This window comes from Paraburkholderia steynii, from assembly GCF_900100565.1.
Taxonomy (GTDB): domain Bacteria; phylum Pseudomonadota; class Gammaproteobacteria; order Burkholderiales; family Burkholderiaceae; genus Paraburkholderia; species Paraburkholderia terrae.
Map to the genome: position 1 here is coordinate 441,668 of NZ_FNDI01000004.1, position 22,073 is coordinate 463,740.

24 protein-coding genes are annotated in these 22,073 nt (G+C 63.4%); 9 read left to right on the top strand and 15 right to left on the bottom strand.

The genetic code is table 11. The annotated features are described in order from the left end of the window. Positions 1-18: 18 nt before the first annotated feature. On the bottom strand, positions 19-147 hold the full coding sequence (locus tag BLT65_RS48400; RefSeq protein ID WP_279634447.1) for a hypothetical protein: 129 nt from the start codon (positions 145-147) through the stop codon (positions 19-21). A gap of 314 nt (positions 148-461) precedes the next feature. On the opposite strand from BLT65_RS48400, the gene BLT65_RS10810 reads away from it, so the two are divergent. Continuing rightward, a complete protein-coding gene (locus BLT65_RS10810) occupies positions 462-704 on the top strand; it encodes a hypothetical protein (RefSeq protein WP_091777615.1) in 243 nt (80 codons plus the stop codon). Between the two features lie 30 nt (positions 705-734). Here the strand turns inward: BLT65_RS10810 and BLT65_RS10815 are convergent, their stop codons facing one another. The 9 genes from BLT65_RS10815 to BLT65_RS10855 all read right to left on the bottom strand — a co-directional run bounded on the left by BLT65_RS10815 (position 735) and on the right by BLT65_RS10855 (position 9,723). Further along, a complete protein-coding gene (locus tag BLT65_RS10815; RefSeq protein WP_042316864.1) occupies positions 735-1,490 on the bottom strand; it encodes a COG4705 family protein in 756 nt (251 codons plus the stop codon). A 178-nt stretch (positions 1,491-1,668) separates the two neighbouring features. Beyond that, on the bottom strand, positions 1,669-2,925 hold the full coding sequence (locus tag BLT65_RS10820; RefSeq protein WP_244186478.1) for an ATP-binding protein: 1,257 nt from the start codon (positions 2,923-2,925) through the stop codon (positions 1,669-1,671). 171 nt (positions 2,926-3,096) lie between these two features. Continuing rightward, positions 3,097-4,008: a LysR family transcriptional regulator gene (locus BLT65_RS10825; RefSeq protein WP_091777617.1), complete on the bottom strand. Its 912-nt coding sequence runs from the start codon at positions 4,006-4,008 to the stop codon at positions 3,097-3,099. Positions 4,009-4,076: 68 nt separating this feature from the next. Beyond that, positions 4,077-5,327 carry an acyl-CoA dehydrogenase family protein gene (locus tag BLT65_RS10830; RefSeq protein ID WP_091777619.1) on the bottom strand — a complete coding sequence of 417 codons (1,251 nt, stop codon included), beginning with the start codon at positions 5,325-5,327 and terminating at the stop codon, positions 4,077-4,079. 838 nt (positions 5,328-6,165) lie between these two features. After that, complete coding sequence (locus BLT65_RS10835) at positions 6,166-6,930, bottom strand: SDR family oxidoreductase (protein ID WP_091777692.1); 765 nt, start codon at positions 6,928-6,930, stop codon at positions 6,166-6,168. 41 nt (positions 6,931-6,971) lie between these two features. Beyond that, a complete protein-coding gene (locus BLT65_RS10840) occupies positions 6,972-8,000 on the bottom strand; it encodes a phosphotransferase (RefSeq protein WP_091777621.1) in 1,029 nt (342 codons plus the stop codon). Positions 8,001-8,025: 25 nt separating this feature from the next. After that, the gene (locus BLT65_RS10845) at positions 8,026-8,700 is read right to left on the bottom strand and encodes a histidine phosphatase family protein (RefSeq protein ID WP_091777623.1); all 675 of its coding nucleotides are present in this window, start codon (positions 8,698-8,700) and stop codon (positions 8,026-8,028) included. A 235-nt stretch (positions 8,701-8,935) separates the two neighbouring features. Beyond that, entirely contained in the window at positions 8,936-9,169 is a 234-nt protein-coding gene (locus BLT65_RS10850; protein WP_007587337.1) for a hypothetical protein, read from the bottom strand. An 89-nt stretch (positions 9,170-9,258) separates the two neighbouring features. After that, entirely contained in the window at positions 9,259-9,723 is a 465-nt protein-coding gene (locus tag BLT65_RS10855; protein ID WP_042315919.1) for an Lrp/AsnC family transcriptional regulator, read from the bottom strand. Positions 9,724-9,857: 134 nt separating this feature from the next. Between BLT65_RS10855 and BLT65_RS10860 the strand changes: the two genes are divergently transcribed. Beyond that, positions 9,858-10,487, top strand: a complete 630-nt coding sequence (locus BLT65_RS10860; protein WP_091777625.1) for a LysE family translocator — start codon at positions 9,858-9,860, stop codon at positions 10,485-10,487. A gap of 33 nt (positions 10,488-10,520) precedes the next feature. Here the strand turns inward: BLT65_RS10860 and BLT65_RS10865 are convergent, their stop codons facing one another. Beyond that, on the bottom strand, positions 10,521-10,694 hold the full coding sequence (locus tag BLT65_RS10865; protein ID WP_036001247.1) for a DUF1289 domain-containing protein: 174 nt from the start codon (positions 10,692-10,694) through the stop codon (positions 10,521-10,523). Positions 10,695-10,844: 150 nt separating this feature from the next. Here BLT65_RS10865 and BLT65_RS10870 point away from each other — a divergent pair, with 150 nt between their 5' ends. Next, positions 10,845-11,165 (top strand): YnfA family protein, encoded by a 321-nt coding sequence (locus tag BLT65_RS10870; protein ID WP_007587341.1) that lies wholly within the window; start codon positions 10,845-10,847, stop codon positions 11,163-11,165. A gap of 108 nt (positions 11,166-11,273) precedes the next feature. On the opposite strand, the gene BLT65_RS10875 is transcribed toward BLT65_RS10870, so the two are convergent. After that, the gene (locus tag BLT65_RS10875; RefSeq protein ID WP_091777627.1) at positions 11,274-11,786 is read right to left on the bottom strand and encodes a DUF1993 domain-containing protein; all 513 of its coding nucleotides are present in this window, start codon (positions 11,784-11,786) and stop codon (positions 11,274-11,276) included. A 332-nt stretch (positions 11,787-12,118) separates the two neighbouring features. Here BLT65_RS10875 and BLT65_RS10880 point away from each other — a divergent pair, with 332 nt between their 5' ends. The 5 genes from BLT65_RS10880 to BLT65_RS10900 all read left to right on the top strand — a co-directional run bounded on the left by BLT65_RS10880 (position 12,119) and on the right by BLT65_RS10900 (position 17,163). Continuing rightward, positions 12,119-13,678: a S53 family peptidase gene (locus tag BLT65_RS10880; protein WP_091777629.1), complete on the top strand. Its 1,560-nt coding sequence runs from the start codon at positions 12,119-12,121 to the stop codon at positions 13,676-13,678. Positions 13,679-13,777: 99 nt separating this feature from the next. Further along, positions 13,778-15,442 carry a S10 family peptidase gene (locus tag BLT65_RS10885; RefSeq protein ID WP_091777631.1) on the top strand — a complete coding sequence of 555 codons (1,665 nt, stop codon included), beginning with the start codon at positions 13,778-13,780 and terminating at the stop codon, positions 15,440-15,442. Positions 15,443-15,657: 215 nt separating this feature from the next. After that, positions 15,658-16,269, top strand: coding sequence for a hypothetical protein (locus BLT65_RS10890; protein WP_091777632.1), 612 nt, complete (start codon positions 15,658-15,660; stop codon positions 16,267-16,269). Positions 16,270-16,356: 87 nt separating this feature from the next. Then, a complete protein-coding gene (locus BLT65_RS10895) occupies positions 16,357-16,704 on the top strand; it encodes a hypothetical protein (protein ID WP_042315930.1) in 348 nt (115 codons plus the stop codon). 189 nt (positions 16,705-16,893) lie between these two features. Beyond that, the gene (locus BLT65_RS10900; protein WP_007587347.1) at positions 16,894-17,163 is read left to right on the top strand and encodes a hypothetical protein; all 270 of its coding nucleotides are present in this window, start codon (positions 16,894-16,896) and stop codon (positions 17,161-17,163) included. Between the two features lie 16 nt (positions 17,164-17,179). Here BLT65_RS10900 and nadE read toward each other — a convergent pair whose 3' ends face one another. Beyond that, on the bottom strand, positions 17,180-18,016 hold the full coding sequence (nadE, locus tag BLT65_RS10905) for an ammonia-dependent NAD(+) synthetase (protein ID WP_091777634.1): 837 nt from the start codon (positions 18,014-18,016) through the stop codon (positions 17,180-17,182). Between the two features lie 272 nt (positions 18,017-18,288). On the opposite strand from nadE, the gene BLT65_RS10910 reads away from it, so the two are divergent. Further along, on the top strand, positions 18,289-19,368 hold the full coding sequence (locus BLT65_RS10910; protein WP_244186479.1) for a L,D-transpeptidase: 1,080 nt from the start codon (positions 18,289-18,291) through the stop codon (positions 19,366-19,368). A 53-nt stretch (positions 19,369-19,421) separates the two neighbouring features. Here the strand turns inward: BLT65_RS10910 and BLT65_RS10915 are convergent, their stop codons facing one another. Continuing rightward, entirely contained in the window at positions 19,422-20,303 is an 882-nt protein-coding gene (locus BLT65_RS10915; RefSeq protein ID WP_091777636.1) for a DMT family transporter, read from the bottom strand. Positions 20,304-20,422: 119 nt separating this feature from the next. Next, positions 20,423-21,979 (bottom strand): ABC1 kinase family protein, encoded by a 1,557-nt coding sequence (locus tag BLT65_RS10920; RefSeq protein ID WP_208545754.1) that lies wholly within the window; start codon positions 21,977-21,979, stop codon positions 20,423-20,425. Positions 21,980-22,073: the final 94 nt, after the last annotated feature.

The window sequence follows — 22,073 nt, forward strand, 5'->3', positions numbered from 1 at the left end:
AGCGCGTTTCGTTGGGTTTCAGTCCAGCGAACGGTGGGATTGCGGGGTTCCGAAGTAGCTGAGGGCGAGCGCGGCGGCTGCCGTCGTCAGGAAGTCGCGCAGAGCGCGCGACTGCGTGAAGGATGCAAAGCGTCGAAGCTGTGCCATTGATCGCCCTCGCGCCTGGCTGTGATCGAAGCCTTCAATGTAGCGAAGCCGACCACGCGAGCGAACCAATCAATGTTCAGAATCAAAGCAGTTTCGGCGCTTTGGGTGCCGTTAGCGGTTGCGTGTGCCGCTGGGCATGCGGCGCGCCTTGCGGCGTTGCGCGGCGAGCACGTTGGCCGAGAAGGGATCGTTCTCAGGATCTGCCAACGAAAAATGGCGCACTGGGACGCGATGCGCGCTCGGACGAATGAGTAAGCAATCTTTCCAGCGGCGAGTTGACCTAATATTGCGCAACAGTCACGGGAGGGCATGCGATGCCGTCAACGTCCGCCATCGCGTATGTTTTTGTTGCGCTGCTCGCGCTGGGTGGGGCTGCGTCGGCGCATGCGGCCAATGCCGCCGACACCGCGGCAAGCGAACCCAAAACGCTCAAGGAGCGTTTGGGCGACAAGGCAAGCGACGACCAGCGCGTCGACAACTGCAAGGTGCCCGTTGCGGAGCGGGGCAGCAAGCTGCGCCCGGACGACTGCATGCACAGGCGCAGTGCTGCAAATTAGCGCCGCCGCGTGGGCGGCGGTATTGCGCAGCTAGTGCGAAACCTTCGCTGGCCGCTGCCGGAAAAGCGTCCCGCAAACCAGAATGAACAGTACGAGCGCGATGGATGCACCATAGCGGCTCATCGCGAGACCGCCGTTTGCGATCGGCTTGTCGAGAAAATCGCCGACGACGGCGCCGAGCGGACGCGTCAGGATGAACGCGGCCCAGAACAGCAAGGTGCGCGGCATCCGTGTCGCGTAGTACGCGATGACGATCGCAAGCAGCAGGCCGCCGTAGATCAGCGCCGCGCCGGCGTAGCCGAGACCTTCGGTGTCGGCTGTCCAGTCGCCGAGCGCGGTGCCGAGCGTCTGCGAAAACATGATCGTCACCCAGTAGAACATTTCGGCTTTCGAGGACGAAACGGTCGTCACGGATACCGACCCCATCGTCCGATACCAGACCAGCAGCGAGGCGAGCAGCAGCCCCAGCAGCAGCGCGCTGCCGCCCGCGTAGCCAATGCCCAGCGAACGGTCGGCAAAATCGGCGAGCGTCGTGCCGACGGTCGTCGTCGCGATGATCGTGACCCAGTACAACACGGGATTGAAGCGGTCCGCCTTGATCTGCGCGGTTACGGCGACCAGAAAGATGACACCGAAGATCAGCGTGCTGACTAGATAGCCGAGGCTCATCGACATCGAAGCGGCATCGCCGCCCGTTTCGCCGAGTGTGGTGGCGGCAATCTTGATGATCCAGAACGCGAGCGTGACCTCGGGAACCTTGGCGACGGCGTTATTCAGTTTTTCCATGGCGTCGGGCGTGAAAGTGAGTGAAAGGTGCGTCGCGTCGAGCGTCGTATTTCGCTGCAGCGCGGCACAAAGGCCACAGACTAGGGGGCGTCTGCTTAAGAGAGCCTTATTTCCTCTGCTTTCAACCGGGTCATATCCGCCATGGAACCCGTTAGCGCCGCCATGGAACCCGCGAGCGTCAATTCAGGCGGGCCTTGGGCATCGCGACGATCACGCGCGCCCACAGCCCGCCTTCGGGATGATTGCCGAGCTTGAGTTTCGCGCCACAATGCTGCGCGAGCCGGCTGACGATCGCGAGCCCGAGTCCCCAATGCTCGCCGTGCGCCATGAGTGGTTCGCCGCCTGTCTCGTTCGTCGCGAGACGCACGAACGGTTGCGTCGCCGCGGCCAGGTCGCTTTCGCTGATGCCCTTGCCGTGATCGCGCACGCTCAGCATCCACGTGCGCACGCCGCGCGCCGTGCAGATTTCGATGGGCGGCGCGCCGTGCGCGAGCGCATTGCCGACCAGATTGCCGACGAGCCGCTCCAGCGCGTTGCGCGGCAGCTTGAAGTCCGCGCCTGCATTCAGGCGCAGCACGATCTTCGCGTCGTCGAGCGTGGCGCCATGCACGAAGCGGTCGTGCAGCCACGCATCGACGCACACCTGCGCAGCCTGCGTTTCGCTGCGTCCCACGACGTCGACGAACTGACGCGCGACGCTCGAGAACAGATCGATGTCTTCGATGAACCCCACGCGCCGGTGCCATTGCGCGACGTTCAGCGCACGCGTGCGCAAGCGGGCGACGCGCGCATCGATCTGCCGGGAGAACGCGGCGAGCGCCGTCGACTGTTCGTCGAGCGCCCGGCTGTGGCGGCCCATCAGGTCGTTCAACGCGCGCGCGAGCGCGCGCACGTCACAGACGCCGCGATCAGGCGCGCGCAGCGCGGTGCCGCCTGCGTCGGCGTTGCGCGCCATCTGCGCGAGCTCGCACAGGTTGCGCCGCATCTGGCAGAACCAGTAGGCGCACAGGGCGATCAACGCGGCAGGCAGCGACAGGATCAACGGCGCGAAGCGCGGGTCGTATGCGTAGGAGAAGGGCGCGTCGTCCCAGCTATCGGGTGATGCGGTGTCGGCCAGCGCGAGCGCATTTATTGAGGCAGACAGCTGCATGGACATCGGCGCGCCGGACCACACGGCGGCGCGCAGGCTGGGCGCGACGGGTGCGCCGAGATCGACGATACGCGGGCGGATCGACAGGGCGGGGCCGATGCCCGCCGCGTCGCCCGTATCGAGGAACGTGTCTTCGCGCGCGGCGTACGACGCGCCCGCTTGCGGCGTGCCGGAAGGAAAGCCGTCGGTGGCTAAAGAAACCGACTCGATCAGCCGATAACCGACATGCACGGTAAGCAACATCGCCACCGATAACAGCACCGTTCGTGCGAACAAGGTATTCACGTCTTTCTCTACGTCGATGATTCGCTCAGGTCGTTCCGCAAGGCGCACGCGCGCCTGCGGATTCAAGCGATGATCGCCGCAAGCGGCTGTTTCCAAAACGCGGAACAGCCGTGAAAAGAGGCCTTTCCTTACCAGATGTTGCTGCCGCCGTCACTGATGTGCGGCAACGTTCTACTCGCCGCCCGCCTCGGCCATTTCCTTCATCAGCCGGATCACTTCGCCGCGCACCCAGCGGTTCGCCTGGTCCTGCTCGCCGCTGCGATGCCAGTACAGATGCCACTCGAGCTTCGCGAGCGCAAACGGCAACGCGAGAATGCGCGCGTCGTAGCGTTGCAGCAACTGCACGGGCGCAGTGAGCGCGAGATCGGTGCGCAACGCGATGAGCGGCGCGACCATGTAGTGCTGCACGCGCATCTGCAGCTGGCGGCGCTTGCCGAGCTTGTGCAATTCGGCGTCGACGAGACCGCTGCCCTGTCGACGGCTCGATACCTGAACGTGGCCGAGCGCGAGATAGTCGTCCATGGTCAGCGTGTCGCCCGCGAACGGATGATCGTGGCGCAGCATGCACGCGTAGCGGTCGCTGCCGAGCGGCATCTGATGCAGTTGCGGATCGTCGATGAGGGGCACGTCGATTGCGAAGTCGATCTTGCCCGTCGCGAGTGCGGCGGCCACTTCGCTGCGCGGCGTGAAATAGCTTTCGATGCGCATGCCTGGCGCCTGTTGCTGCAGCACTTCGCCGAGCGCGGGCAGGAGAATCGCCTCGGTCAGGTCGGGCATGCTGAGACGGAACGTGCGCTCCGACGCGGCGGGCACGAACACGTCGCCTTCCGTCGCGCTCGTTTCCAGCAGTTGCAGCGCTTCGCGCACGCGGCCGATGATGTTCTCGGACAGGGGTGTCGGCACCATGCCCGACGGCGTGCTGACGAAGAGGGGATCGTTGAACGCCTTGCGCATGCGCGCGAGCGCGTTGCTGACGGCGGGCTGGGTGATGAACAGCATGTCGGCCGCGCGCGTCAGGTTGCGTTTGTCGTAGATCGCTTCGAATACGACGAAGAGGTTCAGATCGAGTTTGGGTGGACGCATCGCGGAAGTGTCTCCTTTCGTGCGAGATGATAAGCGAGGGCATCGATGCGTTGCGTCCGTGTGCGCATTCAGTCGCGCGGCGGCATGGTCAGATACGCGGCGGCGGCTCCCAGCGACTCCTTGCTTTGTGCGAGTTCCATGCGCGCGATCGCCTGCAGGTGGACTTCATCGGGACCGTCCGCGTAACGCAGCGCGCGGCCCCATGTCCAGTGATCGGCGAGCGGCGTATCGGGGCTCAGGCCCATCGCGCCGAACACCTGCATCGCGCGATCGCAGACGGTGGTGTGCAGTTGCGGAACGACCGCCTTGATCATCGAGATTTCCTTGCGCGCCGCTTTGGCGCCCACTTCGTCGATGAGCCACGCGGTCTTCAGCACGAGCAGCCTTGCCTGATCGATTTCGATGCGCGACTTCGCGATCCATTCGCCGATCGTGCCGTGCTGATGCAGATACTTGCCGAAGGTCTTGCGTTCCTGCGACCGCTCGAGCATCAGTTCGAGCGCGAGTTCCGCCGCGCCGATCGAGCGCATGCAGTGATGGATGCGTCCCGGTCCGAGCCGCGCCTGGGCGAGCGCGAAACCGCTGCCTTCTTCGCCGAGCAGATTCGTTGCGGGGACGCGCACGTTCGTGAACGTCATTTCACAATGGCCTTCCGGTGAGATGTGGTTCATCACGGGAATGTTGCGGATGACTTTCACGCCGGGCGTTTCTGCGGGCACGAGAATCATGCTTTGTTGCTGGTGCGTTTCCGCGTCCGGGTTTGTTTTTCCCATCACGATGAAGATCTTGCAGTTCGGATGCGCGGCGTTCGTGATGAACCATTTGCGGCCGTTGATCACGTAGTCGTCGCCGTCGCGGCGGATCGATGTCGTGATGTTGGTTGCGTCTGACGACGGGACGTCGGGTTCTGTCATCGCGAAGGCTGAGCGGATTGTGCCTTCTAGTAGTGGTGTGAGCCATTGCTCCCGTTGCGCGGGTGTCGCGAACATGTGGAGCAGTTCCATGTTGCCCGTGTCGGGGGCGTTGCAGTTGAAGACTTCGGGCGCCCAGGAGATGCGGCCCATGATCTCGGCGAGCGGCGCGTATTCGAGATTCGTCAGGGCTGTGCCGGGTTCGTCGGTCTTCAGGTGTGGCAGGAACAGGTTCCACAAGCCTTCCGATTTGGCTTTTGCTTTTAGCTCCTCCATGAAGGAGGCGGGGAAGTGGCCCGCATGCACTTCGTCAAGCCACTGGGCGTGGCGGGGCACGATGTGCTCGTTCATGAAGGCGCTTACGCGGGTGCGGAGGGTTTCTACTTTTTGGCTGTAGCCGAAGTTCATGATGTGTTTCCTATGTTTGGTGCTTGGTACTTGGTACTTGGTACTTGGTACTTGGTACTTGGTGCGCGAGTGCTGGTGTTGGGTGTTGGGTGTTTGCCTTTGCGCTGGCATCCGCGATTCGTTAGCTTGCTTCACGCGTCGCCCCTGTGCGGGGCGGCACCTACTTTTCTTTGCCGCCGCAAAGAAAAGTAGGCAAAAGAAAGCGGCTAACACCGCTAATTCTTGTGTTTGCCTGAGGGCCCCCAACCGGTCCCTTACTTCAGGCGGCAACTTCTCGATTCAAGTTCGTTGCCAGCGCTCTTGCAGTGCGCCTCACCCGCTTCACGCTCCCGCACTACAGCGCGCCGTGCCAGATAGTCCACGGCCGCCCAGGTGGCAAACTGTGTGTAGGCCGTAGAGCCACACACGCCTCACTTCGGACCGGTAACGCATGCGTTCCACCATGTAAGAGCGCCAGGCTATACGCCGCGACAACCTACACACAGTTTGCCACCTGGGCGGCACATACCATTCGCTGCCGCTTGCCCGACTACACGTATTCGAAGCGGGTGAGGCGCTCATTCGTAGCGTTGGCAACGAACGCGAACAGAAAGGCTGCCGTGTGAAGCGTAAGAACCTTTGGGGGCCCTCAGGCAAAAACTAGAGTTGGCGGTGTGAGCCGCTTTCTTTTGCCTACTTTTCTTTGCGGCGGCAAAGAAAAGTAGGTGCCGCCCCGCACAGGGGCGACGCTTGAAGCAAGCTAACGAATCGCGGATGCCAACGCAAAGGCCAACGCAACGCCCAACGCAAAGCAAATACGCCGCGCCACGACCCAACGCGCCCGCAGGGCAAAAAAACCCTAGACGGTCAGTCCTCCATCAACAACAATACATTCCCCGTTCGTATAGCTAGCTGCATCAGAAACGAGATACAACACCGTCCCTGCCATTTCAGAAGGCTCCCCATGCCGGCGCAGCGGAATACTGTTGACCCACTGGTCATAGATATCCTTGTTCTCGAACAGCGCGCCAGCAAACTTCGTCCTGGTAAGCCCAGGCAACAGTGCATTAACACGAATCCCCAACGGCCCGCATTCCTTGGCAAACGCCTTAGTCATGTTGACGACAGCCGCCTTGGTGATCGAATAAATCCCTTGCATATCACCAGGATGCAGCGCGTTGACAGACGCCGTATTGACAATCGCGCCACGTCCTCGCTCTTTCATCAGCTTGCCCGCTTCCACCGACATGAAAAAATACCCACGCACATTCACCTCGACAGTCTTGTTATACGCAGCAAGATCCGTATCGAGAATATGCCCAAAGTAAGGATTCGCGGCAGCGTTATTCACGAGAATATCCAGCCGTCCATGCTTCTCGCGAATATGCGCGAACGTCGCCGCGATGTCCTCCATACGCCCGACGTGACACGCAAACGCTTCGGCACTTCCGCCCGCCGCGCGGATATCCGCCGCGACATGCTCACATTCTTCGAGCTTGCGGCTCGACACAATCACATGCGCGCCCTGTTGCGCGAGCAATTTCGCGATCGCCTCGCCAATGCCACGGCTCGCGCCCGTCACGAGTGCAATGCGGTCCGTCAGGTCGAAAAGATTTGTGCTCAATGTTGTCTCCTTCATGTTCTCGTCAATGATTGTGTTCGAGGCTACGCGATCAGCTCGGCCGCCAGTTGCGCGAGCGGCTCGACCATCGCGCCGACCTGATGCGCCTGCGCACTCGATGCATTGCCCTGCAGCGCGCGTGCCTTCACGCCCTGCGCAATCGACGCAAGCCGGAAGAAGCTGAACGCAAGGTAGAACGGCCAGTTGTCGATCGCGGGCAGCCCGCGCAGCGCGCAATACTGGGCGACGATTTCTTCTTCGTCGGGCACGCCCAGGACGGCACGATCCTGTCCGCGCAATCCCGTGATATGTCCGTGCGCGGGCAGCCGCAAGCACATGCAAAAGTACGCAAGATCGGCGAGCGGATTGCCGAGCGTCGACAGTTCCCAGTCGAGAATCGCGCGTACTTGTGGCGCGTCGCTCGCGAAGATCAGGTTGTCGATGCGAAAGTCGCCATGCACGAGCGATGCGCGCAGCGCATCGGCAGGGCAGTGCGCGGGCAGCCAGTCGATCAGCGCTTCCATCGCGTCGATGCGTTGCGTTTCGGCGGCGCGGTACTGTTTCGTCCAGACGCCAATCTGACGCTCGAAGTAATTCCCGGCGCGTCCATAGTCGGCGAGTCCCACTGCTTGCGGATCGACGTCATGCAACGCTGCGAGCGTCTTCACGATCGACGCGTAATAGTCGCGTCGCGCGTCGCGTTCCACTTCGGGCAGCGCCGGGTTCCAGAAGATGCGGCCTTCCTCGTAGCTCATCACGTAGAACATGCTGCCGATTACATCGCGGTCCTCGCACAGATGCCAGGCGCGTGCGACAGGCACGGGCGTATCGGCGAGCGCGCTCAGCACGCGGAATTCGCGGTCGACGGCATGCGCCGATTTCAGCAACTGTCCGGGCGGCTGGCGGCGCAGCACGTAGCGGCCACTCTGCGCGTCGAGCAGATAAGTCGGATTGGACTGGCCGCCTGCGAACTTCGTCGCGTGCAACGGGCCGCGGAAGCCCTTGACGTGTTGCTCCAGATATCGTGCAAGGCGTTCGAGGTCGAGCGTGGTGTCGTGGTGATCGCAAGTCATATCGTTCGATGCGTTAAGCCCTGGATTAGCCATAGGTCTGAAAGGCGCGGCGCTGCGGATCGTCGAGATGGCCGATGCCGTTGAAGCTCGACAGATGCAGCGTGTCGCGATTGAAGAAGTAATGACTGACGCTGCTGTTGCGTATCTGCATGTTGAGCGCGATGGCCGTGGCGGCGGGCGCCTGCAAGACCTGCTGCGTCAGCGCGGCGATCACGCCGCCGGAACTCACGACCAGCACGCGCTGGCCGCTGCCTTGCTGGATCGCGCCGCGCGCTTCGGCGACGCGTTGCTGGAACGCGACCCAGGTTTCGGGCGCGCGGCCGTCGAGCGCGCCTTCCGTCCAAAGTTGCAGGACTTCGCGCAAAGCCTTGAAGAAATCGCGCGGACTGCGCGTGGCGCGTTCGGCCAGCGCGCTGTGCTCGTCGCCAAGCGCGCGAAACAGTGCGTGGAAGTCGTATTCGTCGAGACCGGGATGGATCTCGCAATCGATGCGCGGCACACCGAGGCCGCGCCGGATCGCATCGAGGGTCTGCGCGTGGCGGCGGAGTGTGCCTGTCATCACGCGGTCAAACGCGATATCGCGCTGCGCGAAGTATTCGCCGAGCCAGATGCCTTGCTGCTCGCCTACGTCTGAAAGTCGGTCGTAGTCGTCGGCGCCCAGGGACGCCTGGCCATGCCGTACCAGATAGAGTTCCGCCATCACATGCTTCGCCTTGAAGAGGTGAAGCCAGCTTAGCGGCGACGGATGTATTTCCGAAGTTTATTTATTGAATCATCCGCCATTCACCATAGTGATGACAGTGGTCCGCGCAATCGCAACTAACTGTCAGCCCCCGCTAACTCCCGCCTTCTCCGCGGCGCGCGACAGAGGCATCCGGACATGCCCCCGCCGCGCGTTACGCCGGACGTCATCAGCCGCCCGGCGCGTAGTCGGCTCAACGGTTGCCGTCAAGCAGATCGTTAAGGATCGTGTCGAATTCGGATTGGGCGTCTTCGAGTTCCTGCAGCGCGGCGTCGAAAGTCTGCAACGCGATCTGCGATGGACGGCCGCTGCCGTCCGGCGGGAATTGCGACTGCAGCGCGGCGAATGCCGTCTGCACCTGTTTCGTTGCGTTCAGAACGCGCTCCATGGCGCGGGTTTCTTCGGCTCGCGCCGCTGCGTGGTCCATACCAATGCTCCGTGATTCATCGTGCCGTGACGGCGAGGCGCTCACTATGCCACGACTCGCCGCGCATTTCGCGCTCTGCGTCGTAGGGTTCAGCTCAAGGGCAAACCGCCGTTCGCCTTCACCTCGCGCAGCGACAGCGACGATTCCACCGACGTCACACCCGGCAAGCTGCGCATTTCGTCGCGCATGAACGTGCCGTAGTCGTCGAGATCGCGCGCCACGACTTGCAGCACGTAATCGGCGCTGCCCGATACGTTGTGGCACGACAGGATGCGGGGAATCGCCAGTACCTCGCGCTCGAAGCGCGTCGCGGTGGCGCGGTCATGCACGGCAAAGCGCACGTACACGAACGCAACGACGCCATATCCGAGCGCCGAGCGCGACAGCATCGCGCGATACCGCTCGATATACCCGTCGTTTTCGAGCCGCTTGAGCCGTCGCGCGCAGGGCGTCTCGCTCAGGCCGACCGTGTCGGCGAGTTTCGCGTTGGACATCCGGCCGTCCGATTGCAACGCGGCGAGGATGGCGCGGTCTGTTTTGTCGAGTTCGATCATGCCTGGCGGAAACCTTTTATGAATGGAGCTATTTTAGGGCAATCCGCTAATTCATGATGCTGAGTGGTAGAAAATCGCCAATATTCGCTACTCGCTTGAATGCATCATGAATGCCTCGATACGTGAGGTTCACCATGATTTCCGCTCATCTTCTGATCATGTATGTCACGGCCCTGGTCGTGGTGTTTGCGCTGCCCGGACCGGACATGGCGCTCGTGCTGCAGACGAGCATCGGACGCGGCGCGCGCAATGGTTTTGCCGCCGCCGTCGGTCTTGGCCTTTCGCGCGCGACGCATGTCACGCTGTCCGCTTGCGGCGTCGCCGCGCTGCTGCGCAACGCGCCGTGGCTCTACGAAGTGGTGCGCTACGGCGGCGCGATCTATCTGGCGTGGGTTGCCGTGCAGATTTTCCGCTCGCCCATGTTCGCGCTGCCGTCGAGCGGCATGCAGCCAGACGAGGACGGCGCGTTGCGGACGGCGTTCGTCAAAGGGCTGTTCACGAATCTGCTGAACCCGAAGGCGCTGCTGTTCTGTTCGGTGCTGTTGCCGCAGTTCGTGCGTCCGGAAGCGGGGCCCGTCGCGTGGCAGATGGTCGAACTGGGTGTCGTGCTGGTCGCGCTCGGCGCGTGTTTCGACGCGGTCTATGCAATCGGCGCCGCGCGGATTGCCGGCTGGGTGCGCGCGCATCCGCTCGCGCAGTCTGTGCAGCGCTGGACGTTCTCCGCCGCGCTGATCGGTTTCGCGCTGCGCCTGTCGCTCGATTGATGTGTCTGTGAAGCGCGCCTGCGTTGCGCGTGTTTATTTGCGGATCATCGCCGCGCGTTCCGGCTTCTGGTCAATGACCTTGCGGCGATGCTTGTCCTTCATCTTCTTCCAGCCTTTGCATTCCTCCTTCGTGCGCAGGCAGCCAATGCAATAACCGGTCTTGCTGTCGAACTTGCAGATGTCGATACAGGGCGATTTGACACTCATGCTGGCGTACACGTGATCGTTTGAATGGAGGATGAAAGGTCAATGTCGCATGGTGCGCCGCCGGCAGGCAAAGTGATTGTGTTAATAAAGGCGATAGACTGCACGGCCAAAGCCTTGAAGCCGTGTTGACCGATCACCTCAATCCTGCCGATGAAGACCCTGTTGCTGTACGTTGTGACCGCGATCGCCGAGATCGTCGGCTGCTATCTGCCCTGGCGCTGGCTCAAGGACGGCGGCCCCGCGTGGCTGTTGTTGCCGGGCGCATTGAGCCTCGCGCTGTTTGCGTGGCTTCTGACCTTTCATGGCGCGGCGGCGGGCCGCGTCTATGCCGCATATGGCGGCGTCTATGTAGCGGTGGCGATTCTCTGGCTATGGTGCGTTGACCATGTGCGTCCGAGCGCATGGGATCTCGCGGGCGTCGCGCTGACGCTGGCGGGCATGGGCATCATCGCGTTCCAGCCGCGCGTCTGATTTCCCTTCACGTCGCGTGATGCCACGCGCTGTTACGCGTTTGAGCCGCGATGCGCGAACCCGGCTAGAACCGGTTCGCGCATCGCTCGTCAATATTTCCCTTCAGCGTTAGCTGTTCGGCTTGCCGAGGAAATCGAGCTTGCCGAGTTCGACGCCGTTATGACGCAGGATGTCGTACGTCGTCGTGATGTGGAAGTAGAAGTTCGGCATCGCGAAGCCGAGCAGATAAGACTGGCCTGTGAACTCGACCGGGCCGCTGCGCATCTTCAGCGTCACGGCGCGCGTCTCCGAGCCGTCGATCTGCGCCGCGTTGAACTCCTTCAGATAATCGATCGTTTTCTGGATGCGCGCGTGCAGCTCGTCGAACGTGAACTCCACGTCGTCGAACTTCGGCGCTTCGACGCCAGCCAGCCGCGCTGCGCAACCCTTTGCGGTATCCGTTGCGATGTGTACCTGACGGGCCAGCGGATGCATGTCCGGAAAGAGACGGGCGCCCGTAAGCACCGACGGGTCGATCTGTTTTTCTGCCGCGTGCGCCTGTCCCTTGCCGAGAATGGCCTGCAGGTTCGTGAGGCCGCGAATCAGCACGGGGATGGATGCCTGAAACATCGAAATGGTCATGGAGGGTCCTTGAATTGCTGGAGTCGCGCACTCTCTGGCACGCGGTCGCATAGCGTAACGCAACAGCGTAAAAGCTGCTGGAGCAACGTAACCCCGATTTGACCCATGCCGGAAGCTAGCCGATCGGCCAGGTGTCGCAAGCGCTGGAACTGTGTTCGAATGGATTGGTCGGACGGATGTCGTTGCCGCGTGGCATGACGGTGCGCCTGAGTGTCCGTCGGTGCAGCGTGTATCAAAACGCGTGGCTTCGAGTCATTCGCCGCAACCATGCTGGATGAGACGGGAGTCAGCGCCAGGCGCTCACTCCCGTCGACACAGGGAGAATCGCAACCATGTCGAAGCATCCATTGCCCGGCAGCGAGCGCACGCTCGCGCCCGGTTCGAAGGTGATCGCGCAGTGCGATCCGTCGGAAACGATTCAGGTCGTCGTCGTGCTGCGCCGCAAGGACGAGCCGCAGTTCGCCCAGATGATGAAAAAGATCGAAGCAGGCGCGGCGGATGCAAAGCCGCTCACGCGTGAAGAACTCGAACAGCGCTTCGGCGCATCGTCGGAAGACATTGCGAAACTGAAAGCCTTCGCTACGCTGCACGGGCTGACGGTCGTGCGTGAAGACGCGTCGGCGCGCACCGTCGTGCTGAGCGGCAAGATCGATCAGTTCCAGAAGGCGTTCGACGTTCAACTGCAGCACTACGAGCATCAATCGATGGGCCAGTTTCGGGGCCGCACGGGCGCAATCAGCGTACCTGACGACCTGCACGGCGTCGTCACTGCCGTGCTCGGTCTCGATGACCGTCCGCAGGCGCGGCCGCACTTCCGCATCCGTCCGCCGTTCCGGCCGGCGAAGGCGCAGCAGGCATCGTCGTTCACGCCGTTGCAACTCGCTTCGCTATACCGCTTTCCGCAGGGCGACGGCAGCGGCCAGTGCATCGGCATCATCGAACTGGGTGGCGGCTATCGCACGGCCGACCTCGACAACTATTTTTCGAGCCTCGGCGTGGGCTCGCCGAAAGTCGTCGCCGTCGGCGTCGACCAGGGCGGCAACCATCCCACGGGCGACCCGAATGGACCGGACGGCGAAGTGACGCTCGACGTCGAGATCGCCGGCGCGATCGCGCCGGGTGCGACTATCGCCGTGTACTTCACGACCAACAGCGACGCGGGCTTCATCGACGCCGTCAGCCGCGCGGTGCATGACACGACCAACAAGCCGTCGGTGATTTCGATCAGCTGGGGCGCGCCGGAAAGCGTGTGGACCGCGCAGTCGATGAACGCATTCAACGATGTGCTGCAATCGGCCGCGGCGATCGGCGTGACCGTCTGCGCGGCATCGGGCGACAGCGGCTCCGGCGACGGCGTGGGCGACGGCAGCGACCATGTCGATTTCCCCGCGTCGAGCCCGTACGTGCTCGCGTGCGGCGGCACCAGCCTGCAAGGCTCGGGGCAAACCGTTTCGCACGAAGTGGTGTGGAACGACGGCGCGAACGGCGGCGCGTCGGGCGGCGGCGTGAGCGGCACGTTCCCCGTGCCGGCGTGGCAGGAAGGGCTGTCCGTATCGGGCGCGCAAGGCAAGCAAGCGCTGACGGGGCGCGGCGTGCCGGACGTGGCGGGCGACGCGTCGCCGCTCACCGGCTACGACGTGATCGTCGACGGCAACAACACGGTGATTGGCGGCACCAGTGCCGTCGCGCCGTTGTGGGCCGCGCTGATCGCGCGTATCAACGGTGCGAAGGGCACGCCCGTCGGCTTCGTCAATCCGAAGCTGTACAAGGCGGCGGGCGCCTGCAACGACATCACGCAGGGCAACAACGGCAGTTATGCCGCGACGACTGGATGGGATGCCTGCACGGGATTGGGCAGTCCCAATGGTGTGAAGGTGGCGGCAGCTTTATAGTCTGAAGAGCGGGCGCTCGCGGCTCGGGCGCCGTGCTTTTGGCGGCGATGAATGCATCGCAACAGTGGGTAACACATACAGGCATTCAATGGAGCGATCATGACGAATACAGAATCAGCTTCCGGCAGTTCGCAGTCGCCTCACAACTCACTCGCCACGCAGGAGGCATCTGCTGCGAGCGCGTCCCACAAGGCCGGCGACCACCCGTTCTTCGATCCCGTCGCATACGGCAACGGGCCCGATGACTCGGTCACCGACACCAGCGAGAGCGCCGCGATCACGAAGCATTCGATCACGATCGGCGGCAAGAAGATCAACTACACGGCAACAGCCGGCCATCTGGTGACGGTCGATCCATCCAGCTCGTTGCCGAGCGCGAAAATGTTCTATGTCGCGTTCACGCAGGACAACCAGAAGGAAGAGAGCCGGCCGCTCACGTTTTTCTATAACGGCGGACCGGGCTCGTCCTCGGTGTTCGTGCTGCTCGGGTCGTTCGCGCCGCGCCGCATCAAGACATCGATGCCGAGCTTCACGCCGCCCGCGCCGTATCAAATGGAAGACAACCCGGACAGCCTGCTCGACAAGAGCGACCTGATTTTCATCAACCCGGTCGGCACCGGCTATTCGGCCGCCGTCGCGCCGCGCAAGAACCGCGACTTCTGGGGCGTCGATCAAGACGCGGATTCGATCAAGCAGTTCATCAAGCGCTATCTGACGAAGAACAACCGCTGGAATTCGCCGAAGTTTCTGTTCGGCGAATCGTATGGCACGGCGCGCAGCTGCGTGCTCGCCTACAAGCTGCATGAAGACGGCGTCGATCTGAACGGCATCACGCTGCAATCGTCGATCCTCGACTACACGCAGGCGGGCAATCCCATCGGCGCGCTGCCCACAGCCGCGGCGGACGCGTGGTATCACAAGAAGCTCGGCGTCGCGCCCCGGCCCACGGATCTCGGCCAGTTCGTCGAAGAGGTCGCGCAGTTCGCACGCACCGACTACCTGAACGCGCTGCGCAAGTTTCCGACTACGGATAGCGCCGTCGTCGAAAAGCTTAGCGAGTACACGGGCATCGATAAGGCCACGCTGCTTGCGTGGAGCCTCGACATAGCCGGGTACGACAGCCGGGGAAATTCGCTGTTCCTGACCACGCTGCTCAAGTCGAAAGGGCTTGCGCTCGGCGCGTATGACGGCCGCGTCACGGCGATCGAAACGGGCATCGCGGGCAAGATCGATCCGAACTCGGGCGGCAACGATCCGACCATGACGGCCGTCACGGGCGTCTACACGACGATGTGGAACGTCTATCTGAACGAGCAGTTGAAGTTCACGTCGAACTCGGCGTTCACGGATCTGAACGATCAGGCGTTCAAGTTCTGGGACTTCGGCCATATCGATCCAACGGGCGAGCAGAAGGGCCTCGACAGCAAGGGCAACATCATTCTCTACACGGCGGGCGACCTCGCCGCCGTGATGGCGCTCAACGTCGATCTGAAGGTGCTGTCGGCGAACGGGTTCTATGACTTCGTCACGCCGTTCTATCAGACGGTGCTCGATCTGCAGCAGATGCCGCTCCTGAGCCAGCAGGTGCGGGACAACCTGTCCGCGCGCTTCTATCCGTCGGGGCATATGGTGTATCTCGACGGCGGCTCGCGCACCGCATTGAAGGCCGATCTCGCGGCAATGTACGAGAAGGCGGTGAGCAATACGGAAGCGCTCGGACGCGTGCGTGCATTGCAGGCGCTCACGGCTGCCAAGATGCATTGAGCGAGTCTGTTTTGATGCGTGTCATGGCGGCGCTTCCGTGCGTCGGCAAGACTCCATCGGCGAGGGCATCGCAGTGCCGTAGCGATGCCCTCGATGCCGCCAGCAGTGAAAAACCGCAGCGATTCAATCTGGCTGTATTTACGTCGTGCGTCCCGGATGTGTTTTAATTGCCCTGCGAATTAACTCTTCCGCGCTACTCAAAGGCGCGCTGATTAATGAACGAAGGGAAGAAGAACGCGCTCGACGAGGCGCACGGTATCAGTCGGATCGAATCAACTATCAGTGACGCGGGCCGCGTCGCTGGTCTCGCGCGAAAGATGCGCCTGTGCGCCATGGCGCTCGTTGCGATGTCGGTGGGCCTGTATCTGCATGCGTCGGTGTCGTTTGCACAAGACGCGTCGATGCTCGACGAGCGCGTCTCGCAGCAGAACATCGCCACGACGATATGCCGGCCCGGCTACGCCGACACGGTTTCGCCACCGTTCGACGACATGATGGAGCTCAAGGACCGGTTGCTCGCCGAACGCGGCATCGATGCCGGGCATGGCACGCGTTACGCGCTGGATAGGCGCGTGCCGATCGTGCTGGGCGGATCGCCGGATGCGCAGGACAACCTCGATCTGTTGCCATGGGGCGGACATAAGGGCGAGCGTCGCAAGGAGTTGTTGACGGCGAAGCTCAAGCGTTGCGTGTGCGAAGGGCGCATGTCGCTAACCGACGCACAGGCGGCCATCGCCGGAAACTGGTCCGCACACTATGCGGGCTTCGGTAGCGCGCCGTGCGACGACGATAGCGGCGTCGCGTCGATTGGCAGCGATGGCTCCTGAGCCTGGCCGCAACCGTCGCCGGCACGTTCAATCCGCTTCCCTGGAGGCCGCGACGCGCGGCCAACCGTCACATCCTGGAGAATCAACATGAAGCAATCATTCATCGCTGCCGTCGTGGCCGCCCTCGGCTGCCTTGCGGCGAGTCATGCCGCGCTGGCCGCGTCGTCGCCGTGCGGCAAGGACGACGCGCTGCAGATCCGCGGCGACACGCCGGGCGCGATCAGCTACGACGTGTACAGTCAGTTGCGCCCGCTCGACGCGCATCGTCTCGCGCTCTTTCAGGATGCCGGCACTGTCAAGCGTCTGCCTGACGGGCTCGGCGTCTGCGAGATCGCCGATGACGGCGTCGCCGATCCTGCCGCCGTGCTCGTGCATGTGCCGCAAGGCAAGATGGCCTGGTGGGTCAGCGCGGCGAACGTCGAGAATGTAGACTGAGTTCGCACTGAGCTTGCCGGACCACGCGCGGGCGCCGTGTGTCGCCTGCGTTGCTCCGGGGCACGTTTCTGGCTACGCTGAAGGTCGAAACACTAACGAAACGCACAGAAACAGCACAGCTTCGAGGTCCGGCATGCAGCGCCAATCCGGCTAGCTGCATGACCACCATCAACTGAGAGCGTGGCGCGTATGAAGATCATCGTGTGGAACATTCCCGAATCTTGCTCCGAGCAGGAAGTGCGTGATTTTCTCGGCCATGAACTCGGTCACTATGCAAAAGACATCGAAGTGTTCGAGCAGGGCACGTCGAACGCGTATGCGAAAGTCGATGTCGAAGCCGACGAAGCCTATGTCGCCGAGGTCATCGCGCAGCAGTTCACCGGCAAGCAGCTGGCCGGCGTAGCGCTGCAGGTTAGCGCCGTGCCATTTGGCGGCGACGAAACGCCGCCGCGCAAATAGTCCGCGCGCCGCGGGTTCAATCGAATGGCGTGTAAGGCAGCGCGCGCTTGTGATGCGTGCTGTCGTAAAAGCGCATGACGGTGTCGAATACCGCGTCGCTCACGGGCTTGCCTTCGAGAAAATCGTCGATGTCCTCGTAACGGATTCCGTAGGCGTCCTCGTCCGGACGTTGAGGGCGCAACATTTCGAGGTCGGCGGTCGGCACCTTGTGCGCGAGCGCGTCATTGGCGCCGAGCGCCCTGGCGAGCGCGCGCACCCGCCGCTTGGTCAGGCCCGCGAGCGGCAGCACGTCGGCGCCGCCGTCGCCGAACTTCGTGAAAAACCCCATCACCGATTCCGCCGCGTGGTCCGTGCCGATCACGATGCCGCGCCGCGCGCTCGCCGCCGCGTACTGCGCGATCATCCGCTGGCGCGCCTTGATGTTGCCATGCACGAAGTCCTGTTGCGACGCGTCGGCGAATGGCAGGCCGCCCGCGCTGAGCGAGGCGAGCATCGCGTCGGCGGCTGGGCGGATGTCGACGGTCAAGGTGTCGTCGGGGCGGATGAAGGCGAGCGATTGCTGCGCATCCGCTTCGTCGTGCTGGACGCCGTACGGCAGGCGCATCGCGACGAAGCGCGCGTCGTAGTGAGCGTCGCGCACACGTTCGACGGCGAGTTGTGCGAGCCGTCCCGCTGTCGACGAATCGACGCCGCCGCTGATGCCGAGCACATAGGCCGCGAGTCCGTTCGCGCGCAGATAGTCGGCGAGAAACGCGACTCGCCGCTCAATTTCGCGCGCCGGGTCGAAATGGTCCGCGACGTGCAGTTCGGCTGCAATCTGCCGCTGGCGCGCGGCGCGTTGCTGCTGGTCCATCGACGTTCTCCTTGCAAATGGCACAGATATCACTGGCGATGATGGCATGAAGCGCTGAACTCGATGCGCCGTCACACATTGTCTGGTTTAATGTGGCATACCCATAATTAAATCTGAACGATTGCGGCTTTAAATCGACAGATGCATAGCCGTCCGATATAGGACAGCACGAAAGCACGGCGCGGGCACAACGTTCCCGCGCCGGAAGACGCCCGGCAACACGCCACGAGCGGTTGCACGGGTTGGGCGACTGGCAGTGGCGTTCGAACAAAATGACCAGCAAAAAACAGAACAGGGTAGTCAATCCACCTGCACGAGAGAGGGTGGATGCGCAGAGCGGCACACTGCGCAGTGATATCGGGGATAGGGCGATCGGTGTGATCGCGTCGGTGTCGCGTGTGCATTCATACGCGCGTCGATCGGCGTCGTCGTTCGGATTGTCGTTAGCGCTTTCGCTGGCCTCGGCGCTTGCTGTTCCCGCGCTCACGCAAAACGCACATGCCGCCGATGCGCCGCAAGTCGCGTCAAGCGCAGCCGTCGACGCCTCCGCCGTCGCCGCGCACGATGCCGCCGGCCGCGTGGACCCGCGCCGCGCGCTGTTGATGCGCGACGTGTTCGCGCGCAGCGTGACGCGCCGTCTGAAAGTCCCCGCAGCGGAGCAGCGCGCGTACGGCGAGCGTCTGCAGCAGGCGCTCGCGCAGAATGAGCTGGGCAATCTGTCGGGTGAGTATGTGGTGCTCGTCGATCGCAACGAGAACGTGCAGGCGCTCTTCATCTACTTTCGCGCGGCGCCTTCGGACACGTGGCAGATGATCGGCGCGTCGCCTGTCGCGACGGGAAGGCCGGGACAGTTCGATCACTTCATCACGCCGCTCGGCGTGTTCGAGCACACGCCGGACAACATGGATTTCCGCGCCGAAGGCACGATGAACCAGAACGGCATTCGCGGCTACGGCAAGCACGACATGCGCATCTTCGATCTCGGCTGGGCGCAGGGCGAGCGCGGCTGGGGCAAGGGTGGCATGTCGCAGATGCGTTTCCAGATGCACGCGACCGATCCCGACAAACTCGAGCCGATTCTCGGCATCCGCCATTCGAAGGGCTGCGTGCGGATACCGGCATCGCTGAACGTGTTCCTCGATCACTACGGCATGCTCGACCGCGACTACGAGGCGCTCGTCGCCGACGGTCGCTCGTTGTGGGTGCTGCATTCGGACCGCGTCGCGACGCCGTGGGCGGGGCGCTATATCGTCGTCGTCGATTCGCAGCGCAAGGCGCGGCCCGCGTGGTCGCCTGCGCCGGGCGGCAAGGTCCGCGCGAAGGTGCCGGCGAACGCCGACACAGCGGATTAATCGAAGGGGCGCATCGGCGAGTGGCGGGAGAAGGCCGCTGCCCGCCAGCGCAATCACGAGCGTGCGAGCAGCACCCCGATCAGCGCGACGACGAAGCCCGCCACCTGTACTATCGTGAGCGTTTCACCAAAGCCGACGTAGCCTTCGAGCGCAGCAAGCGGAGGCGCGAGAAACAGCAGCGCCGTCGCGCGCGACGCGTCGCCGCGCCGGACCATCCACACGAGCAGCGTGACGCTCACGCCGGACAGCATCACGATACCCCACGCAAGCGACACCCACAGCGCCGGCGACGGAACCCACTTGTGCTCGCCGAGCGCCAGCGCGAAGACGAGCACGACGATCGCCGCGCCGACGTTCTGCACGGCGCTCGCGCTGCGGATATCGGCTTTCGACAGTGATGTCTTCTGGATCAGCGTGCCTGCCGTGATCGCGCACACGGCGAAAATCGACACGGTCACGACGAGCCACTCCGGCACATTGCCCGCATGATCTGGCGCGACGGTCGCCGTTGCGGCGGCGAGCTTCGGCTCCAGCACCAGGGCGACGCCCGCAAGACCCAGCAGCATGCCCGTCCAGCCTCGCCCGGACAGACGTTCGCCGAACAGCGGCGCCGCGACGGCCGCTGTAAGCAGCGGCTGCAACGCGCCGAGCAAGGCCATGATGCCCGCGCTCATCCCTTGCGCGACGGCCCAGTAGCCCGCGCCAAGATAGACACCTTGCAGCAGCGCGCCCGCGAGCAGATGCTTGCCGAGCGCACGGCCCCTCGGCCATTCGACGCGCGCGAAGAACGCAGCAGCCATGAACAGCAGCGCGGTGCCGCCGAAGCGCGCGAGCAGGAAGAGATTCGGATCGGCGTAGGGCTTGATCGCGCGCGCGACCACGAAGCCCGTCGACCACAGGACCACGAAAACAACGGCATTGAAAACAACCAGCATCGGATGACTCGAACTACGGACACAAGGCCCGCAGTATCGGTCAAAGCGCAAGTGGCCGTCTTGTTCGAAGCTGCACTTCGCGCCGCATGAACAATGAAGCGCGGCGAAAAAAGCCGCGCTCAGTACGCGAGCACCACGGCAATCGCGCCGAGCAGACCGCCGCAAATCGTACACGCCCACAGGAGCGAGCGCGTGCGCCGGTATTCGATCAGCACGTCGCTGACTAGCTGGGCCTGTTGCCTGACCGTCGTGACTTCGTGCCGATGCTGCAGATACTGCACCGCAAGCTGCGGGATGCGCGGCACGAGATGCGCGAGATGCGGCAACTCCTGCGCGAGATGCTTGACCCAGCCGCGATGATCGAATTCGCGGCGCGCGAGCGTAGCCAGCACCGAGCGCGCGATCTGCCACGAATCGACGCCCGGATGCAGCGCGTTCGCCAGCATCTCCGCCTGGCCGAACGCTCGCTGCGCAGCCGCGAGCCGTGGCGGCACATCGCCGCCGAACGGATGCACGGCAAACAGCAGATGATGGAACAGCGCGCCCGCCGAGCGCTCATGTGACTGCGGCGCGAAATGCGCTTCGGCGCGCGTGCGCAGTTCGGCTTCGAGCTTCTCGGGGCGCGTGTCCTGCGACACGTGCCCGGCATCGTGATGCAGATGCGCGAGGCGCCCATAGTCCTGGTCGAACAGCGCCGTCGCGCCGTGAACGAAAAACTCACGCTCCTGCGACGAAAGACTCGACATCACCGCGAAGTCCGCGAGCACGATGCGCCCGAGCGTGTCCGGCTCGATGCTCACGCGCACGCGCGCTGCATCGAACGTTGCGTGGAAGAAGCCATGCTCGAAGGCCTGCTCGGTGACGACTTCGATAATGTGCCCGGCAAGCGGCGCGAGCTTCACGCCGCGCGCCGACAGACCGGCGAGATCGAGCGCGGGCAGCGATTCGATATGCTGCATCGCGAGCGTGCGGTCGGTGCAGAGCTCCCAGATCACGGCGGGAATCGCGAGACGCTTGTCGCCGTCGAAATGATGCGCGGTCTGACTCAGGTTCGCGGCTTCGGCACGCAGATCGAAGCGGCGCAGGATTTCCTGCGTGAACGTATTGGCGAGTTCGCGCAGCCGCAGGCGGCGCGCGTTCTTCGAGAGCTTCTCCATCCAGCGCGCGACCCAGCGCAGCAGCGCGGCCTCGTCGGCGATTTCCTGGAGTTGCGCGACGCGCACGAGCTTGAGCGCAATGTCGCGATGCCCGTCGATCGGCTCGATCAGCCGCGCGACATGCGTCTGCTCGGCAAAGCCGTTCTTCGCGGGCGTCAGATCGATCGATGCAAAAAGCGTCGACGCAGGACGCCCGAGCGCTGTCGCTATCGCATGCTCGACCTGATCGGTCGGCAAGGGTGCTTCGAGGTGGCTGACGGCGTCGATCGCGTCGTGCAGCGTGCCTGTCGCAAGTTCGGGGCGGCGCGCGAGCGATTCGGCGAACGCGCTCGCCAGCGGGCCGAGATTGGGCAGCGCGCGATGCACGCCGGCGCGCCCGCCCGGCGATTCATGCACGCGCGAAACCAGCGCGACGATCCAGTGCAGCTTGTGATGCTCGGGCGCGGCGAGCCAGATGAGACGCGCGCCATAGCGCAACGCGTGGAACAGCAGTCGTAGTCGGCGAAACAGAGGTGGCATCGGCGGTTCGTTCGAGTGCATCGGCGATGCGAGAGAAGACCGCCCAGATTAGCAGGGATGCGGCGCGCGGAACATCCACAGCGTTGCGACGCGG

What these genes read in the sequence shown, in the direction of transcription:
- BLT65_RS48400 (WP_279634447.1), bottom strand. Translation starts at nt 147, where the DNA reads ATGGCACAGCTTCGACGCTTTGCATCCTTCACGCAGTCGCGCGCTCTG.
- BLT65_RS10810 (WP_091777615.1), top strand. Translation starts at nt 462, where the DNA reads ATGCCGTCAACGTCCGCCATCGCGTATGTTTTTGTTGCGCTGCTCGCG.
- BLT65_RS10815 (WP_042316864.1), bottom strand. Translation starts at nt 1,490, where the DNA reads ATGGAAAAACTGAATAACGCCGTCGCCAAGGTTCCCGAGGTCACGCTC.
- BLT65_RS10825 (WP_091777617.1), bottom strand. Translation starts at nt 4,008, where the DNA reads ATGCGTCCACCCAAACTCGATCTGAACCTCTTCGTCGTATTCGAAGCG.
- BLT65_RS10830 (WP_091777619.1), bottom strand. Translation starts at nt 5,327, where the DNA reads ATGAACTTCGGCTACAGCCAAAAAGTAGAAACCCTCCGCACCCGCGTA.
- BLT65_RS10840 (WP_091777621.1), bottom strand. Translation starts at nt 8,000, where the DNA reads ATGACTTGCGATCACCACGACACCACGCTCGACCTCGAACGCCTTGCA.
- BLT65_RS10845 (WP_091777623.1), bottom strand. Translation starts at nt 8,700, where the DNA reads ATGGCGGAACTCTATCTGGTACGGCATGGCCAGGCGTCCCTGGGCGCC.
- BLT65_RS10850 (WP_007587337.1), bottom strand. Translation starts at nt 9,169, where the DNA reads ATGGACCACGCAGCGGCGCGAGCCGAAGAAACCCGCGCCATGGAGCGC.
- BLT65_RS10855 (WP_042315919.1), bottom strand. Translation starts at nt 9,723, where the DNA reads ATGATCGAACTCGACAAAACAGACCGCGCCATCCTCGCCGCGTTGCAA.
- BLT65_RS10860 (WP_091777625.1), top strand. Translation starts at nt 9,858, where the DNA reads ATGATTTCCGCTCATCTTCTGATCATGTATGTCACGGCCCTGGTCGTG.
- BLT65_RS10865 (WP_036001247.1), bottom strand. Translation starts at nt 10,694, where the DNA reads ATGAGTGTCAAATCGCCCTGTATCGACATCTGCAAGTTCGACAGCAAG.
- BLT65_RS10870 (WP_007587341.1), top strand. Translation starts at nt 10,845, where the DNA reads ATGAAGACCCTGTTGCTGTACGTTGTGACCGCGATCGCCGAGATCGTC.
- BLT65_RS10875 (WP_091777627.1), bottom strand. Translation starts at nt 11,786, where the DNA reads ATGACCATTTCGATGTTTCAGGCATCCATCCCCGTGCTGATTCGCGGC.
- BLT65_RS10880 (WP_091777629.1), top strand. Translation starts at nt 12,119, where the DNA reads ATGTCGAAGCATCCATTGCCCGGCAGCGAGCGCACGCTCGCGCCCGGT.
- BLT65_RS10885 (WP_091777631.1), top strand. Translation starts at nt 13,778, where the DNA reads ATGACGAATACAGAATCAGCTTCCGGCAGTTCGCAGTCGCCTCACAAC.
- BLT65_RS10890 (WP_091777632.1), top strand. Translation starts at nt 15,658, where the DNA reads ATGAACGAAGGGAAGAAGAACGCGCTCGACGAGGCGCACGGTATCAGT.
- BLT65_RS10895 (WP_042315930.1), top strand. Translation starts at nt 16,357, where the DNA reads ATGAAGCAATCATTCATCGCTGCCGTCGTGGCCGCCCTCGGCTGCCTT.
- BLT65_RS10900 (WP_007587347.1), top strand. Translation starts at nt 16,894, where the DNA reads ATGAAGATCATCGTGTGGAACATTCCCGAATCTTGCTCCGAGCAGGAA.
- nadE (WP_091777634.1), bottom strand. Translation starts at nt 18,016, where the DNA reads ATGGACCAGCAGCAACGCGCCGCGCGCCAGCGGCAGATTGCAGCCGAA.
- BLT65_RS10910 (WP_244186479.1), top strand. Translation starts at nt 18,289, where the DNA reads ATGACCAGCAAAAAACAGAACAGGGTAGTCAATCCACCTGCACGAGAG.
- BLT65_RS10915 (WP_091777636.1), bottom strand. Translation starts at nt 20,303, where the DNA reads ATGCTGGTTGTTTTCAATGCCGTTGTTTTCGTGGTCCTGTGGTCGACG.
- BLT65_RS10920 (WP_208545754.1), bottom strand. Translation starts at nt 21,979, where the DNA reads ATGCCACCTCTGTTTCGCCGACTACGACTGCTGTTCCACGCGTTGCGC.